Genomic DNA, 15770 nt, shown 5'->3' on the forward strand with positions numbered 1-15770 from the left:
GGCGAAAGGATAGCCAAACGAGTAGCGACAGGCCGCCGCACCGGTTCTTTGACAATTCGGTCTGACCTCCCGCGGGTTGCCAACCCGCGGGAGGTTGGGGGTTGGGGGTTACCCTCCCGAAGGTGTTGGAACCTTCGGGAGGGGGCCTCATCGAGGAGCCATTTCGGCGAAGCGGGCCCCGGGCCTTGCGATGGGCGTCGAGGGAGGGAATGGACGAGCTGGACAGGGTGGACAAGATGGACGGGAGGCGGCGCGCGGCTCAGTCGTCGGTGAACCATTCGTCGGCGGGGTCCCAGGCGGGGACGCCGATGACGAGGGTCTTGAAGTGGCCGTGGCCGCGGTGGGGGGTGCCGGGGTCAATGCGCACGAGGAGGCCAGGGGTGAGTGCGAGCGAGTCGTCGCCGACCTCGAGCGTGCCCTCGCCTTCCAGGATGAAGTAGAACTCGGTGCAGTGCCTGTGGAAGTGGCGGCGGGAGTCCTGGATGGAGGTCACGTGGATGTTGGCGGGCGAGCCGTCGCGGCGGGTGATGAGGCGCCAGCTCTGGCCGCAGGGGCAGGGGGTGGGGGGAACGTCCTTGAGGTGGCGGGTGTCATAGCCTTTGGGCATGGGCGGCTCTCCGGGCGAGTGCTCACTTGAAGGCAGTGGCGTCGAGGGTGAGGCGGAGGGCCTTGCCCGGCGCAATCTCGAGGGTTTTCTGGGCGACGCGGCCGTCGGTGAGGCAGACGGAGAGGTGGACCTTGGCGGCCTTGAGGCCGAAGTGGGCCTCGGGCGCGGCCTGGCCGCCCAAGCCCTCGGCGCCGTTGAGTTCGCGCAGGCCGAGGGGCCGGCCCTGGGGGTCGGCCACGCGCACGACGGCGCCGACCGAGCCCGTGGCCACGGCGAGCGAGACGGCGAGCGAGCCGCAGCCTGGGGCGAGTTCGAGGTCGTTGAGGAGCACGAGGGCCTTCTTCTCGCCGTTGAGCACGAGGTCGAGGTCGCCGTCCTCGTCGGTGTCGGCGAAGGAGGCGGCGAGGGCCGGGGGCAGCTGGTCGAGGCCCGCGGCGGCGGTGGCATCCTTGAAGCCGCCCCTGCCGTCGCCGAGGAACAGGCGGCCGGGGGCTTTGGCGAGGCACACGAAGAGGTCGAGGCAGCCGTCGTTGTTCACGTCGCCCCAGGCGGCGGAGACGCAGGGCTCGGCCAGCTTCGCCAGGTCGCCCGCGGCGGCCAGGACGTCGGTGAAGGTGCCGTCGTTGTTGTTGCGGTAGAGGCGCGGCCTGGCGGGGTCGGGCACGAAGAGGTCGAGGTCGCCGTCGTTGTCGAAGTCGGCGAAGGCCACGCCCCTCTTGGCCTCGTTGGAGGCGCCGATGCGGATGCCGGCGCGGGTGTCGAGCTTGAAGCCCTTGCCGCCCTCGTTGTGGGCGAGGACGCCGTCGCCGAGGTTGTAGAGGAAGTCGGTGTAGCCGTCGCCGTCGTAGTCGGCGAAGGCGATGAAGTCGCCGTTGCCGACGCCGAGGCCCTTGGGGCCGAGGCCGGCCTTGTCGCTGGCGTCGCGGAACCAGTTGGGGCCTTTGCCCGTGTTCTCGAAGAGGCAGATGCCGTGCTCGCCGTTGGTGATGAGGATGTCGGGCAGTCCGTCGCCGTTGTAGTCGATCCAGCCGGCGCCCTCGGGGTTGCGGGCGTGGGGTGCGGGGAGGAGGCGCGAGTCGTCGCGGAAGCGGCCGCCGGCGGCGGTGAAGAGCCGGAAGTGGCTGGTGAGGAGGTCGGGGTGGCCGTCGCCGTCGTAGTCGGCCCAGGCGGCGGCGCGGGCGGGGGCGGAGAGGCCGAAGGCGGCGGCCTGTTCGCGGAAGGCGCCGCCCTGGTTGAGGAGCAGCAGGTTGGCGCCGCCGACGCACAGGAGGGCGTCGAGGCGGTCGTCGCCGTCGGCGTCGGCCCACGAGATGCCGCGCACCTCGCCGCCGCCGTGGGGGAACTCGCCGGCGAGGCGGAAGCCGCCCCTGGCCCCCAGGATGCGGTCGAAGGCCACGCTGCCCTTGGCGGGAAGGCCGTCCACGAGGAGCATGATCTTGTCCACCCGCCCGTTGTTGGGGATGGGCTGGTTGTGCTGCCACTGGGAGGCTTCGCACTTGAAGTGGGGCGAAGCGACCGAGAAGCGCACGGGCGCGGCCCTGGCCTTGGCGGGCACAGACACGGGCGGGGCCTCGAACATCGTCCACTCGGGCGCGCAGCCGAAGGCCACGGCCACCGCGATCGGGCGGTCGCTGTCGTTGTCCACCAGCGCCGCGAAGAGCGGCTGGGCCGAGACGTCCACGTGGTGGAGGAGCGTGATCGCGAGCTTCTTGTCCGCGGCGCCGTCGGACCGGGCGCGGAGCACTTTGCCGCGGTCGCGCGTTTCCTCGACGGTCAGCGTGGCGGGCCGAGCCCACGTTTGCTCGCAGGCCCAGCCCGGCACGCCCTCCAGGCCGTCGAGGGGTTCGGAGGCCGGCGGCGGGGGGGGCTGGACGGGCTTGGCGGCCCTCCTGACGTCGATCCTGGGGATCGAGGGATTGGGCTTGGGCGGCGCGGCGCGGCCGGCCACGGCGTCGCTCGTGATCTGGATGAGGTCGGGGGTGGTGCCGTTGAAGGTGCGGCCCATGGCGATCTCGACGTGGGTCATCCGCCACCAGGTGTCGTCGGGCTTCGGCTCGGCCGTGGCGAAGAGCTGGAACCAGGTGTCGCCGGCGTGGACGCACGAGGCGATGTCGCGGCCGTCGCGCTTGGCGTAGATGATGACCGGGTCGCCCTCTTTGAGCACGCCGAGCAGGTAGGCGGCGTGGTCGGCCGGGCCGATGCCCAGGTTCATCTTCACCAGCTCGAAGTCCTTCCTGCCCTTGAGCGCGCGCTCGATCTGGGCCGCGGCGATGCGTTTCGTGGCGTCTACCCGCGTCAGGCGGCCGACGTAGATCTGGTTCGACTCGTCCATCACCTCCTTGAGCGAGTAGAGGCGCTCGATGAAGGCGTGGGCGGGGCCGGCGAGCAGGCCCGCGAGCAGGAACGCGCAGAGCGACCGACGCCGCATGCGGATGCCCCTCAATAGCGGGTCTCGAAGCCCTCGAAGCCGCCCTCGGCCGGCTCGTCCTTGACGTCCAGGTTCTCGACCTTGGCGGCGCGGGGGCCGGCCTTGAGTTTCTCGACGAGCGCGGCCACCGCCTCGGGCGGCCCTTCGATGACGGCCTCGACCCGCCCGTCGGGCAGGTTCTTCACCCAGCCCGCGAGCTTGAGCATCCGCGCCTCGCGCTCGGTCCAGGCCCGGAAGCCCACGCCCTGCACGCGGCCGGTGACGAACACGTGGACGCGCCTGGCCCCCTGGACGGCCTTGGGCATCACGCGCTCGAAGATGACGACGGCGGGCGTGCCCGGCTTGGGCAGCGCGGGGGCATTGGGCTTGTAGATGTTCTGCTCCTTGCACTCGGCCCGCGGGTTCTGGAGCAGCGGCGTGGCGTCGAGCCAGTGGAGGCCCACGATGTTCTTCGACACCGCGGCCTGGAGCACTTCCTTGTCGGCCGCGGGGTCATAGCCCTTGGCCGACCCGGTGAACACCCAGGGGCCGGGCTCCAGCGGCCGGCCAGTCCTGGCCGAGACCACGAACTCGTCGGCCGGGCGGCGCACCTTCTGGCCGTCGGCCTCGTACTCGGCCAGGATGCGCACTCCCCTGCCCTTCGGCGGGTTGCCCTCCTTGGCGGGCTCGCCGGGCTCAAGGCCGATCCGGAGGAGGGCCTGGTGCAGTTCGTCGGGCGTGGCCTCGATCACGAAGATCGTCTCGTACTCCTTGCCCCCCTTGGCCACGACGAGGTACTCGATGGCGCCCTTGAGCACGTCGTAGGTGCCCTGCTTGGCAAAGGCCGCCGACACGCTCACCGACTTCGCCTTCTCGTCCACGCTCAGCGTCGCGCCGGCCGCGGCCAACGCCCACAAAGCCGCGAAGAGGAAGCAGGCGGTTCGGTTCATGCGAGGAGCTCCTACCAGGTTCGCCGTGCGGCCTTCAGGCCGCCCCGATACGGGCTGAAGCCCGCACTACGAACAACGCCTATTATACCAACAGGCGGACGGGACGATGTAAAAGGCTGTAATCCTTCGTAGAAGAGCGTCACCGGGGCGGGGCCACCTGGCAGATGCGGTAGTGGTCGCCCTGGTCGAGCAGCGTGAAGTCGTCGGGGCGGGCGCGAATCCAGGCCATCTCGGCCGGCTCGCGGGCCGGGTCGCCGGGCGGAAGCGCGGGGTTGAGCTGCACGAAGACGTGCGTCACGCCCGCCTGGTCCAGGCCCGCCTTCCAGGCGGCCGGGCCGCCCGGCTCCGGCGGCACATAGACCACGCGGTTCTGGAGCCGCCGGCCCATGAGGGGATAGAAGTACCAGTGGTGGCCGAGCTTGGGCTCGTAGCTGGCGAGGGCGATGGTCTTGGGCTTCTGCGGCTCGTCGCAGAAGGCCCAGCCCTTCACCCAATGGCGCGGGAAGGGGTGCAGTTCCACGCGTGTCTCCAGGAAATGGTTGCGCCAGCGGTCGCGGACCCAGGCCGTCCCGCACACGCCCGCGAGCACGGCGAGGCCCGCCGCAACGCCCCACGCCACGGCCGGCACGCGGGCGGCGGCCCGGCGGCCGAGCATCGCCCCCGCCCCCAGGGCGGCGAGGCCGAGCGCGGCCACGACCAGCACGCGCGGGCTGTCGGGCAGGATGCTCAGGGCGAACAGGTCGAAGAGCATCAGCACGCACAGGCACGCGTGGAGGACCCGCCGCAGCCGCTCGGCGGCCAGCAGCGACACGCCGACGAGGGCGCCCACCGCCATCAGTGCCACCGGCCCGGCGAGGAAGCGGCTGAACGTGTCGGGCCAGAAGCGCCGGATCGCCACCGTGTTGGCCGACGGGTCGAGGTACAGCAGCAGCGCCGGCGCGGCCCAGCACAGCGTGAGCCAGCGCAGCTCGGCCCCGCGCGGCGAGCGGCGGGCCAGGGCGGCGGCCGCCAGGGCCAGCAGCGCGAGAAGCGGCAGCTTCGGACCCCACGACAGCGGCGCGGGCTCGGCGCCGTAGGCATACGAGATCGAACTGGCCAGTTGCCGCACGTCGTCGCGCCAGGTGCCGCGCCCCACGCTCTCGGCCACCGCCTCGACGACGGGCGCGGCGGGGAAGATATCCTTGCCCAGCAGGCGGATGGTGGCGGGGTAGAGCGGGTTGCCGGTCTCGACCCAGTTCCTGACGTAGGCATACCCGCCGCCGAGGGCGTTGAGCGCGAGGCACAGGCCCAGCGTGGCGGCGGCCCGGCGCGCGCCTCCCGCCCGCCGCAGCGGGGCCAGCACGGCGACGAGCCCGATCGCGGCCGCGGGCGGGATGGCCGTGTGCTTCGTGCCCACGGCCAGGCCCGTTGCGAGGAACGCGAGGGCGGCGTCGGCCCATCGGCCCTCCGCGAGCCACCGCACCAGGAACAGCGCCGCGCACGCGGTCAGGCCCATCACCAGCACGTCGTTGTACTGCGTGCACGCGTAGGCGAACACGGCGGGCGAGAAGCACACGAGGCCCGCCGCCAGCGCGCTGGCGAAGAGGTCGAGGCCCAGCTCGCGGCCCAGCGCGTAGACGGCCACCGCGCCCAGCGCCAGGATCGGCAGGTTCGTGAAGTTGGCCAGAAAATCGCCGTGGAACGGCAGCATCGTCCAGGCCACAAGCGCCTCGAAGTGCAGCGGCAGGCGGGCGTAGCCCTGCATCGCCTGCGGCAGCGAGAGCCGGGCGAAGCCCCCTTGCTGCACCCACGCGCCGGCGAAGTAGTTGTGGTACGTCAGCGAGTCGAGCGACAGGGGCGGCCACACGGCAGCGCGGTAGGCGGCCCAGAACACGAGCAGCCCGGCGCCCGCGAGCAGCAGCGCGCCGCGCGAGCGCACGATCGCGCGCAGCCAGCCCGCCACGGGACGCCGGTCGGCCCAGAAGCCGCCGCACGAGGTCCGGCGCCAGTGGGCGGCGAGCCCGATGCCGAGGGCGGCAATCGTCGCCGCCTGCCGGGTGAAGAGCCCAAGGAGCGCGAGCGGATAGAAGACGGCGAGCGTGAGCGCGATGGCGAGCACGCCGGTCGCGGCCAGGCGCGTGGCGGCGCCCGTGGAGGGCCACCAGCGCCGCGCCGCCAGGTGCGCGGCGTAGAGCAGCGCCCCATTGGCCACCACGGTCAACAGCAGGCCGCGCAGCGCGTCGAGGTACAAAGTCGCTTCCCCAGACAAGACCGCCTGAAGGCGGCACTACAAACCCTACCAGCGTCGCCAGAACATCGCGGGCACGGCCCGCGCCATGGTCTTCAGCCGCACGAGCACCCGGTCGTAGGGGTGGCACAGGCACTTCCACAGGTAGCGCGGCGTGAGGTAGAAGCGGCGGTAGGCCCGCTTGGCCATCGCGCGGATCTGCTCGTTGGAGAACTGCGGCATATCCGGCTCGCCCCGCGCGTTCAGCCACCCCTCGGCCTTCATCATGTCATGATAGGGCGTGCCGGGAAAGGGGATCATGAGCTGGAACTGCGCGGTGTAGGGGTCGAGCCGCTTCGCCCACGCGATGGTCTTCTCGAACGACTCGGGCGTCTCGCCCGGGAAGCCGACCGCGAAGTCGCCGTGGATGCGGAGGCCGGCCCGCTTCGCGTCGTCGGTGAACTGGGTCATCCGCTCGACCGTGACGCCCTTCCTGATGCGTTGGAGCACCTCGGGGTCGCCCGATTCGTAGCCCACGTGGAGGTTGAGGCAGCCGGCCCGCTTCATCAGCTTCAGCACCTCGAAGCCCATATTGCCGCGCGCGTAGCACGACCAGGGCAGGCGAATGCCCGCCGCCAGCTTCGCCTCGCTGAACTCGCGGGCGCGGGACTCGGGGAACGTGTCGTCCTGGATCATCACCGACCGCACCTGGGGCAGCTCGCGCTCGATGCAGCGGAGCTCCTCGATGACGTTGCCGATCGAGCGGACGCTGTAGTTGGTGCCGCACACGTAGGTGTGGACCCACAGGCAGTAGGTGCAATGGCCGTAGCAGCAGCCGCGGCCGGTCAGGATGTCCATGAAGGGGAACAGCTCGGAGGGCGTCTTGTAGCGGCGGAGGTCCACCTGCCTCGCCAGAAAGCGCGAGACGAAGGGAATCGCGTCCAGCTCCTCGCCCGTGAGGTAGGGGCGAACCGGGTTGCGGACGATGCTGCTGCCCTCCCGGCGCACGAGGTTGCGGACCTCGGCGGGCGGCCGCCCGGCGGCGAGTTCGGCGACGGGATGCTCGAACTGGCCGACGACGAGCTTGGCGATCACGCGGGCCTTGGCCAGCGTGGCCTCGGGGTCAATCGAGGCGAACGGGCCGACGAGCACGGCGTCGCAGCCCAGTTCCTCGACGAGCGGCTCCGCGAGGTCGAGGTCGTTCTGCTCGCTCAGGCGGCCCGTGTAGAGCACCAGCAGGTCGGGGCGGAACTCGCGCACGATGCGTCGCGTGGCCTCGTGGTCCAGGTAGTGGGCGGGGGCGTCCACCAGCTTCACCGTGTGGCCCTGCCCCTCCAGCCACGCGCCGCAGTAGCCGAGCAGGATGGGATACCACTGCGTGGCCGAGAGCGACACGAAGTCGCAGCGGGCATTCCGCATATACTCGGGCACGTAGGGAGCGGAGAGGAGCAGGACCTTCATGGCGCGCTCCTCGAGGGCCGCGGCGAGGCGGCCCGGAAGATCACGTACTGCGCCGCGGGGTCGTGCACGGCCATCTCGTAGCCCGGCGCCGCCATCCCCTGCGCACGCAACTGGTCGTAGTCGCGCGGGATGTCGCGCACGTTGTCCACCACGAGGAAGCCGGGCCGGAAGCGTTCCACGATGAGCCCCAGGTGCTCGATCAGCCAGGTGCCGCCGACGCTGCGGCGCCCGGTCATGCAGGTGACGAGCTGCGGGTAGCTCGTGGCGATGACGTCGTCGGACCGCGTCATCTCCTCGAGGTGCCGCAGGATGGGCGCGTAGGCGCAGTTCGGGCCGTACGTGCGCACCCGTATGATACTCCGGGCGTCGAGGAATGCCAGCGCGAGAAGCGGAATGGCCAAGGCGGGAACAGCCCAACGCCTGGCGAGCGCCCGCTCGAGCCGCCCGTGCCACAGCCCCCAGAGCGTGCGCAGCGCGAGCGCGAGGGCCACCGGCGTCACCACCAGCATGTGCCGCACGCGGGCGCCGGGGTTCACGGCGGGCATCAGGAGCAGGTAGGCCAGCATCGCCACAGCCACCAGCCGGCCCGGCCGGCTGCGCGCGGCGAGGGCGAGCAGGGCGAGCGCGCACGCCACGGCGGGCGCCCCGTCGAGCCAGGCGAGGCGATACTGGGCGACGGTGAGCGCGCCCATCGCCTGCCGGGCGAAGAAGGGGAACCAGCTCGCCAGGTGGACCGCGAAGGCGACGGGATGGGCTTGCACCTCGCCGCCAATGGCCGCGTTGCCCACGGTGTCGAAGAGGCTCTCGCCCGTCAGGTTCGCGGCGCACAGGCGGCGGCTCTGCTCCATCCAGGAACCCAGCGTATCCACGAACCGCCCCGCGGCCGCGTCGTACCGCAGGAAGTAGATGCCCAGGCTGTCCCACCCGGGGCGCGCCGCGCGGAGCAGCGCGGGCAGGCCCAGCCACAGCAGCACCCCGCCAGCCGCCAGCGCCCCGGCCAACCCGAGCCGGAGCGTGCGGGGCACTCGGACGCCCCCAACGGTCTGCCCCGCGAGCCACGCGGCGGCCAGGAGCACGGCCATCATCGCCGAATCGGGGCGCAGCAGCACCATCAGCGCCAACGACAGGCCCACCGCGCCGCACCGTGCCAGCCGATGCCCGCCTGCGGTGAGCGCGAGGCCGACCGCCGTCGCCAGCGCGAGCGCGCCGGGGGCCGTCACCACGCCCAGCCCGAGGAGGATGAAGTGTGACGGCACCACGGCCAGCCCAACTGTCAGCAGGAGCGCGTGCGGCCCATCGCGGCCCCCCGCCCCCAGCCGCACGAGGGCGCTCAGCAGGCAGAGGAGCAGGACCCCGGCGACGATGCCGTAGACGTGGAGCGACTGGGTGTTCGCTCCGACCAGGTGGAAGAGGAATGCGGTGGCCAGGGCCGGCACGGGATGGCTGCGAACGTAGGAGACCTCGCCCCGCGGGTAGTCGGCGGCGAAGTAGTCGGGCGCCCACCCCCGCCCAGCGACCAGGTTGGCGGCGGCTCGGTAGTAGACGGGCGGGTCGCCGAGGTCCATCGTCACCTGGCTCGGGTACGGCGAGAGCGGCATCGCCCCGAGCCAGAAGAGCGCGACGGCGGCCAGCGCGGCCAGCGCCAGGCGCTCCCAGCGCCCGAGGCCGCGCACGACGGCGGCGAGGTCGCCTCGCACGCTCCGCCAGCACGCCAGCGCCACGCCCGCGAGGCCCGCCCAGCAGGCCAGCCGCGCCGCCGCGGGCGGCAACAGCGCGAGGCACAGGCCCTCGAAGGCCGCCACGAGCAGCGACGAGACCACGAACGCTGCGCCCAGCAGCACCGGCAGCGGCCACGCCGCTGCCCCCGCGCGCCGCACCCGCAGCAGGCACGCGAGGCCGGGCAGCGTGAAGGCCAGAAGCCCCAGGACGCCGTGGGCGATTGCCGCGATGTGCTCCATCCCCGCCCTCACCGCAGTTTGAGGAGGAACCGCAGGATTCGCAGCGGCGAATAGCTCGCGAGCGCGGCGGCGAGCCGCCGGGGCGAGCTGGTGTAGAACCGCAGCAGCGCCCACAGGCGCCACCGCCGCATCTCGCGCACCGTGAAGCCCCGCGGCGCGTAGGTCACCTGGTAGTAGTCCACGCCCTCGGGCGCCGCCGCGATCTCGCCCTCCGCGATCAGCCGCTCGCACACGGGCGTGCCCGGCAGCGGCTGGAAGCAGGTGAACGTGGCCCAGTCGAACGCGTTGCGGCACGCGAAGGCGATGGTCTGGCGGAAGTCGTCCGCCGTCTCGCCCGGATAGCCGAGGATGAAGAAGCCGAAGACCTTGAGGCCGGCCTCGCGAATCAGGGCCAGCTTCTCGCGCACCGTAGGCAGGTGCACCTTCTTGCGCATCCGCTCGAGCGTGCGCTCGCTGCCGCTCTCGGGCGCGATGAAGAGGGCCTGCCACCCCGCCTGCTTCATCAGCCCGAGCAGCTCGCGATCCAGATACTCCACCTTGATGCCGTTGGGCGCGCAGAACGACACCCCCTTCAGCCCCATGCCCAGGATGGCGCGGCACAGCGCCTTCGCGTAGTCCTGGTGGAACGTGAAGTTGTCGTCAATCAGGTTGAAGCCGTCAATGCCCAGCCGTTCGTGCAGGCGGCGAATCTCGGCGACGACCGACTCGACGGGCCGCGTGCGCACGCGGGTGCCGCTGATGAGCCGGGCCGAGCAGTATTCGCAGGGGAACGGGCAGCCGCGCGTGGTGTGGATGGGCGCGATGCGGCGAGCCTTGCGGTGCAGGCCGTAGCGGTAGCCGGCGGCCAGGTAGGCGTCGAGGCGGATGAACTCGTAGTCGCACGGCTTCAGGGCGTCGAGCGGCTCCCAGCGCGGCGGGTTCGCGGCGGGCGCGCCGGCCGCGTCGCGGAAGACGAGGCCCGGCACGGCGCGCTTCGCGGCGTCGGTGAGTTCGCCGCGCCGCAGCAGGCCGAGGAACTGCGGCAGCGACCACTCGCCCTCGCCCACGAAGCCGTAGTCCGCGTCCAGCGTCTCGAAGAGCCGCGTGCCCAGGCCCGACACGGTGGGCCCGCCCGCGAGAATGGGCAACGATGGGAATCGCTGGCGAATCGCCGCAATCGCCTCGCGCGCGCCGGGCAGGTTGAAGTGCCACACGGAGAGGCCGACAGCGTGGGGCTGGAACCGTTCGGCCTCATCCGCCACCTCGGCATTGGGCCGGCGGCTCAGCACGCCGTCCGACAGGCGCGCCTCGCAGCCGTCGGGCAGGTTGGCCGCCAGGTAGCCGAGGCCCAGCGGCAGGAAGCCGTGCAACTGCGCCCCCGCCACCGCGGGCCACACGAGCAGCAGCCTCGTCTTGTCGCCGGGCGAGGCCATCGGCTTGCCCTCACGTCTTGCGCAGCCGCAGGCACTGCTCCACGGTGACGGCCTTGAACGCCAACGCCCGCTCGGCCACCGCGGCCAGCGGCCAGGCGAGCCAGCGGAGCGCCTGGGCCAGGCGCGGTAGGCCGGCGTACTCGATGCAGTTGGTCGCCACGATGGCGCTGAAGGTCCACAGCGTGGAAACGTAGCGCCGCCGCTCGATGGCGAAGCCGGCGCCGGTGAGCGTCCGCACGTCGGCGTCGTTGAAATCGGGCTCCGCGCCCGACGACGAGGCGCCGAAACGCCGTCGCTTCTCCAGCGAACGCTTGACCCCGAGCACGAAGTGGTGCAGGTGCCGCCCCAGGAAGGCGCCGTTGCGGTCGTAGACGAGCAGCAGCCCGCGCGGCTTCAGCACGCGATGGATCTCGCTCACCGTGGCTGCCAGGGCGTCCTGCGCCTTGCAGTGGTGCAGCACGCCGTTGGCCACCACGGCGTCGAGGCTGGCGTCGGCGAACGGCAGGGGCGGCACGGCGCATTGCATCGCCAGCGGCAGGCCGTAGGCCTCGCGGCCCAGCCGCAGCATGCGGGCCGAGAAGTCGAGCGTCACGGCCGCGTGGCCCTGGGCGACCAGCTCGCGCGAGAAGTAACCCGTGCCGCCGCCCAGGTCGAGCACGAGCAGGCGCGGCTCCCCGCCCAGCGCATAGGTGCGCCGTTTGGCCGCGTGCAGCAGGCCGAAGAGCGGCGAACGCGGCTCGCGCAGGTAGAACTCGGCGTTCCGCTCCCAGTCCTCGAGCTCCTGCTGCACCACGCCGTCGGCGCGACCTGCCGCGGGCGGCGCCATGACGAGCACGCCCTCGGCGATGGGGTGTTCGGCGCCGCACGAACGGCAGCGCAGGCCGCCCTCGGCCGCCTCGAGCGGGCCGGCCTGGCACCGGGAGCAGCGCAGCCGCCCCGCCAGCTCGGGCCACCCGGGCTGCGGCGAAGCGGGGGCCGCGTGCGGAGTCGCCATCTTCACGCCCCCCGATTCGGCGCAGGCCCCGACGCGGCGCCAGGTCCGCCCTCCCCCACCTTTGCGTAGCTGCTCGTCTGCCGGTAGAACGGATACGACAGGCCCGTGGCCAGGAGCAGGAAGTTGCTGTAGACGTACGCCGTGAGCAGCGTGAAGAAATCCGTGGGTCCCTCATCGGGCGTGGGGATGCGGCGGAAGGTGGCGCTGGTGGCGGCCAGGAGCACGGCCAGGAAGCCGAAGCCGATGAGCACCACGTCGTAGCGCCCCAGCGTGAGCAGCGATACGCCCAGCAGCAGAAACCAGAAGCCCGCCCAGGGCAGCAGGAGGAGCTGGGCGACCTTGGTGGTGTAGATCATCTTCCAGCCCTTGGGCATGTCCGGCATGCGGTAGAGGAAGCGCAAGGCCTCGCGCAGGAAGGCGTTCGACTTGCGGAACTTGTGGGCGAAGAACTCCTCGTGCGTGCTCGGCCCGCGCACCTCGCTCACCACGGCGTCGCGGCAGTAGACCGTGCGCAGCCCGCGGGTGTTGGCCTCGAAGGCCACGTAGATGTCGTCGGCCACCACGTCGGGCGGGAACTGGGCGATCAGCGAGCGGCGGAAGGCGTAGCACACGGCGATCACGATGCTGGCCGCGTGCACGTCGCTCTCCAGCAGGCGCCCGCGGTTCTGGCCCAGCCAGTAGCAGCGGTCCACCTCCAGCGGCTTCGCGGGGTACACGTAGGCCCCCACCACGGCCACCTGCGGGTCGCGGCAGAACTCGCGCGCCAGGGCCGAAATCGCGTCCAGTTCCATCTGCCCGTCCACGTCCGCGTTCACCACGATCTCGCCCTTGAGCTGGGGCAGCACGTAGTTGAGCTGGTGGATCTTGCCCTTCTCGGGGCAGCGCACCAGGCGCACCGTCGGGTCGCTTTGCACGTGCGGCTCGAGCATCGCCAGAGTGCCGTCGGTCGAGCCGCCGTCGGCGAAGACGATCTCGAGCAGAGCCTTCGGGTAGTCCTGCTCGCGCAGGTTGACGTACTTTGCGAGGATCTGGTCCTTCTCGTTGTAGCAGGGCACGATCACGGAGACGAAGGGCAGCCGATCGCAGTCGAGCGGTGGCCGCGGCCTCGGGCGCACGAGCCCCAGGCACCGCAGATAGAGGTAGTAGCCGAAACAGGTCCACCCCATCACAAGACAGCTCAGGCCGAAGAGCAGAATGAGCACCCACACGCTGGTCGGCTCCTGGAAGGATGCGGGACGCGTAGAGTATATAGCCCCTGCCCGCATGGTTCAATGGCATTTTGGCGGCCCCCCCTTGACGAAGCCGCGTCCCACGCCTACAATTGCGTGGGAACTGGGGACAAGGCTCACGCTCCGCGTTGGGGCAAAGGAGGTCCGTATGCCGCGAGGCAAGATCACCCGCCGCGAGTTCGTGCGCGACACAGCGGTCGCCACCGCCGCGGTCGCCGCCACCGCCACGATGGCCAGGGCCGCCGAGCCCGACAACAGCAAGATCCTGAACTACAACGAGAACATGCTCTACCGCCGCTGCGGCAAGACCAATCTCATGGTCTCCGCCGTCTGCCTCGGCGGCCACTGGAAGCGGATCAACGAGGTCGTCAAGGACGCCTTCCAGGGCGGCAACTGGCTGGCCGTGGACCCCAAGAACGCCGACTTCCTGGCCAACCGCACCGAGGTGGTGAGCCGCTGCATTGACGTGGGCATCAACTACATTGACGCCTGCACCCACAAGGAGACCCTGGCCTACAGCCACGCCCTCAAAGGCCGCCGCGACAAGATGTACCTCGGCTACTCCTGGTACGAACACGAGATGCGCAACGGCCAGTTCCGCACCGCCGAAAAGCTCCTCCAGTCGCTCGACGAGGGCCTGAAGCTCTGCGGCCTCGACTACGTGGACCTCTGGCGCATCACGCTCCACGAGCGCTCGAGCCAGCACACCGATGCCGAGATCGAGCAGATGGCGAAGGCGCTCGAAACGGCCAAGAAGCAGGGCAAGGCCCGCTTCACGGGCTTCTCCTCCCACGACCGCCCGCACATCAAGAAGATCATCGAAACCTACCCCAGCGTCGTGGACGCCATCGTGACGCCCTACACGGCCAAGACCAAGGAGGCCCCGCAGGACAGCCTGTTCGACGCCCTCCGCAAGCACGACGTCGGCTTCTTCGGCATCAAGCCGTTCGCCAGCGGCTCGCTCTTCAAGGCCGGCGGCGCCCCCGCAGGCCCCGAGGCCGAGGAGGACGACCGCCGCGCCCGCCTCGCCATCCGCTACATCCTCTGCAACCCCGTGATCACCGCCCCCATCCCCGGCATGATCACCACGCACCAGGTAGATAACGTCGCCCTCGCCGTCAAGGAAAGCAAGGAGAAGAAGGAACTCACCCGCGCCGAAATCCGCGAGCTTCAGGCCGCCATGGACGATGCCTGGGCCTGCCTGCCCGAGGACTATCAGTGGCTCAAGGACTGGGAGGTCGTGTGACACTGAAGCGGCCCACGACCGCCTTTGGGGAGGATGGATGGATGGGTGGAAGGATGGATGGTTGCCAGACACCCATCCACCCATCCATTCATCCACCCATCCCCCACCGAGCCCCGCGCATTGCCGACGCAAGTCCCAACCAGCCTGAGGGCCAATTGTGAAGCTTCGCGTCTGGCTCGCTCTTCTCCTCGCATCCCTGGCCCTGGGCGCCTGCACGCTGCTCCGGCCCAAAGTCGCCCCCGCCGACAACAGCCGTTGCTACGTCTGCCACATCAACTACTCCGAGGAAAAGTTCGCCGTCAAGCACGCCAAACACGGCGTCGGCTGCGAGAAATGCCACGGACCCTCCGACGAGCACTGCGGCAGCGAATCCCACGAAATCGCCCCCGACATCATCTACCCTCCCGACAAGATCGCCCCGGCCTGCCTCCAATGCCACGACGCCCGCGAACTCGCCGAACAGGAGATGCACACCCTCAACCTCATCGGCACCCCCCAAGCCAAGAAAGCCTGCACCGACTGCCACGACACCCATCGCCTCCCTCGCCGCACCGTGCGCTGGGACAAGGCGACCCGCAAGCTCCTGCCCCCCTGACACGCCCCCGGCCCCGCGTTGGGCGGTCTATAGTCCTTCAAAAGCGTCATGGGATAGCCCAGGGCGACCGAAGGTACGTGTCTAGCGTGCGTGGCCATGGTTTCTGTTCGGAAAAGGTACCAAAGTTCGTTGGCCGGGGCCCGACCTACCATGAAAGGAGCATGAGCAGCGGCAGGGCCCGCAATGGACGATGCCTTGGGACGCCGGTGGGAGGAATTGACCCGAGAGGTGGCGTCGCTGCGCAAGGACAATCAGCGGCTGGGGACCCGCGTGCAGACCCTCGAGGGGTAGAACCGGCGCCTGCGCGAGCGGGCGGGCCGCGCTCCACGCCCGGTGCGAGGACCTCCTGACCCATCCCGCCGCCCAGCCGGGCAACTGTGCCATCCACCAGCGTCTGCTCAAACAACGCGGCCACCTCCTGGGCTGCCTGGACGAGCCGGCCGCCGAACCCACCAACAACCGGGCCGAACGCGCCTTGAGCCCGGCCATCATCGCCCGCAAACTCTCCTGCGGCAACAAGACCGAGGCCGGCCGGGACGCCTGGCAGGTCCTCGCCAGCCTCACCGCCACGTGGCCCAGCGGGCCAAGGACTTCGTCGCCTATCTCGCCTCCAGCGTCTCACCGGCCACGCAACAAGGCTAAACACGTACAGGTATTGGAACCTTCGGGAGGGAGGCCCCCGCTGCGGCCTCCCTCGTCCCCACG

11 protein-coding genes and 1 pseudogene are annotated in these 15770 nt (G+C 70.8%); 2 read left to right on the plus strand and 10 right to left on the minus strand.

Going from position 1 to position 15770, the window contains the following annotated elements; translation table 11 throughout:
* Window positions 1-259: 259 nt before the first annotated feature.
* The 10 genes and pseudogenes from PLE19_22275 to PLE19_22320 form a co-directional block, all read right to left on the minus strand.
* A complete protein-coding gene (locus tag PLE19_22275; protein HPD17675.1) occupies window positions 260-607 on the minus strand; it encodes a cupin domain-containing protein in 348 nt (115 codons plus the stop codon).
* 22 nt (window positions 608-629) lie between these two features.
* Entirely contained in the window at window positions 630-3035 is a 2406-nt protein-coding gene (locus PLE19_22280) for a VCBS repeat-containing protein (GenBank protein ID HPD17676.1), read from the minus strand.
* An 11-nt stretch (window positions 3036-3046) separates the two neighbouring features.
* Window positions 3047-3340: an acylphosphatase gene (locus PLE19_22285; protein HPD17677.1), complete on the minus strand. Its 294-nt coding sequence runs from the start codon at window positions 3338-3340 to the stop codon at window positions 3047-3049.
* Window positions 3341-3358: 18 nt separating this feature from the next.
* Window positions 3359-3964: pseudogene (locus tag PLE19_22290) on the minus strand (YdjY domain-containing protein).
* A gap of 139 nt (window positions 3965-4103) precedes the next feature.
* Window positions 4104-6194, minus strand: a complete 2091-nt coding sequence (locus PLE19_22295; GenBank protein HPD17678.1) for a glycosyltransferase family 39 protein — start codon at window positions 6192-6194, stop codon at window positions 4104-4106.
* 45 nt (window positions 6195-6239) lie between these two features.
* Window positions 6240-7631 carry a radical SAM protein gene (locus PLE19_22300; protein HPD17679.1) on the minus strand — a complete coding sequence of 464 codons (1392 nt, stop codon included), beginning with the start codon at window positions 7629-7631 and terminating at the stop codon, window positions 6240-6242.
* Entirely contained in the window at window positions 7628-9589 is a 1962-nt protein-coding gene (locus tag PLE19_22305; GenBank protein HPD17680.1) for a hypothetical protein, read from the minus strand. Before PLE19_22305 ends, PLE19_22300 begins: the two co-directional genes overlap by 4 nt.
* Window positions 9590-9597: 8 nt before the next feature.
* Window positions 9598-11001 (minus strand): radical SAM protein, encoded by a 1404-nt coding sequence (locus tag PLE19_22310; protein ID HPD17681.1) that lies wholly within the window; start codon window positions 10999-11001, stop codon window positions 9598-9600.
* Between the two features lie 10 nt (window positions 11002-11011).
* Entirely contained in the window at window positions 11012-11995 is a 984-nt protein-coding gene (locus PLE19_22315; GenBank protein HPD17682.1) for a class I SAM-dependent methyltransferase, read from the minus strand.
* Window positions 11996-11997: 2 nt separating this feature from the next.
* Window positions 11998-13203, minus strand: a complete 1206-nt coding sequence (locus PLE19_22320; protein ID HPD17683.1) for a glycosyltransferase — start codon at window positions 13201-13203, stop codon at window positions 11998-12000.
* Window positions 13204-13372: 169 nt separating this feature from the next.
* On the opposite strand from PLE19_22320, the gene PLE19_22325 reads away from it, so the two are divergent.
* Together PLE19_22325 and PLE19_22330 are read left to right on the plus strand one after the other, a co-directional pair.
* On the plus strand, window positions 13373-14470 hold the full coding sequence (locus PLE19_22325; GenBank protein HPD17684.1) for an aldo/keto reductase: 1098 nt from the start codon (window positions 13373-13375) through the stop codon (window positions 14468-14470).
* A 157-nt stretch (window positions 14471-14627) separates the two neighbouring features.
* The gene (locus PLE19_22330; protein HPD17685.1) at window positions 14628-15065 is read left to right on the plus strand and encodes a cytochrome c3 family protein; all 438 of its coding nucleotides are present in this window, start codon (window positions 14628-14630) and stop codon (window positions 15063-15065) included.
* The last annotated feature ends 705 nt before the right edge of the window (window positions 15066-15770 follow it).

It is taken from the genome of Planctomycetota bacterium (assembly GCA_035384565.1).
Lineage (GTDB): Bacteria > Planctomycetota > PUPC01 > DSUN01 > DSUN01 > DAOOIT01.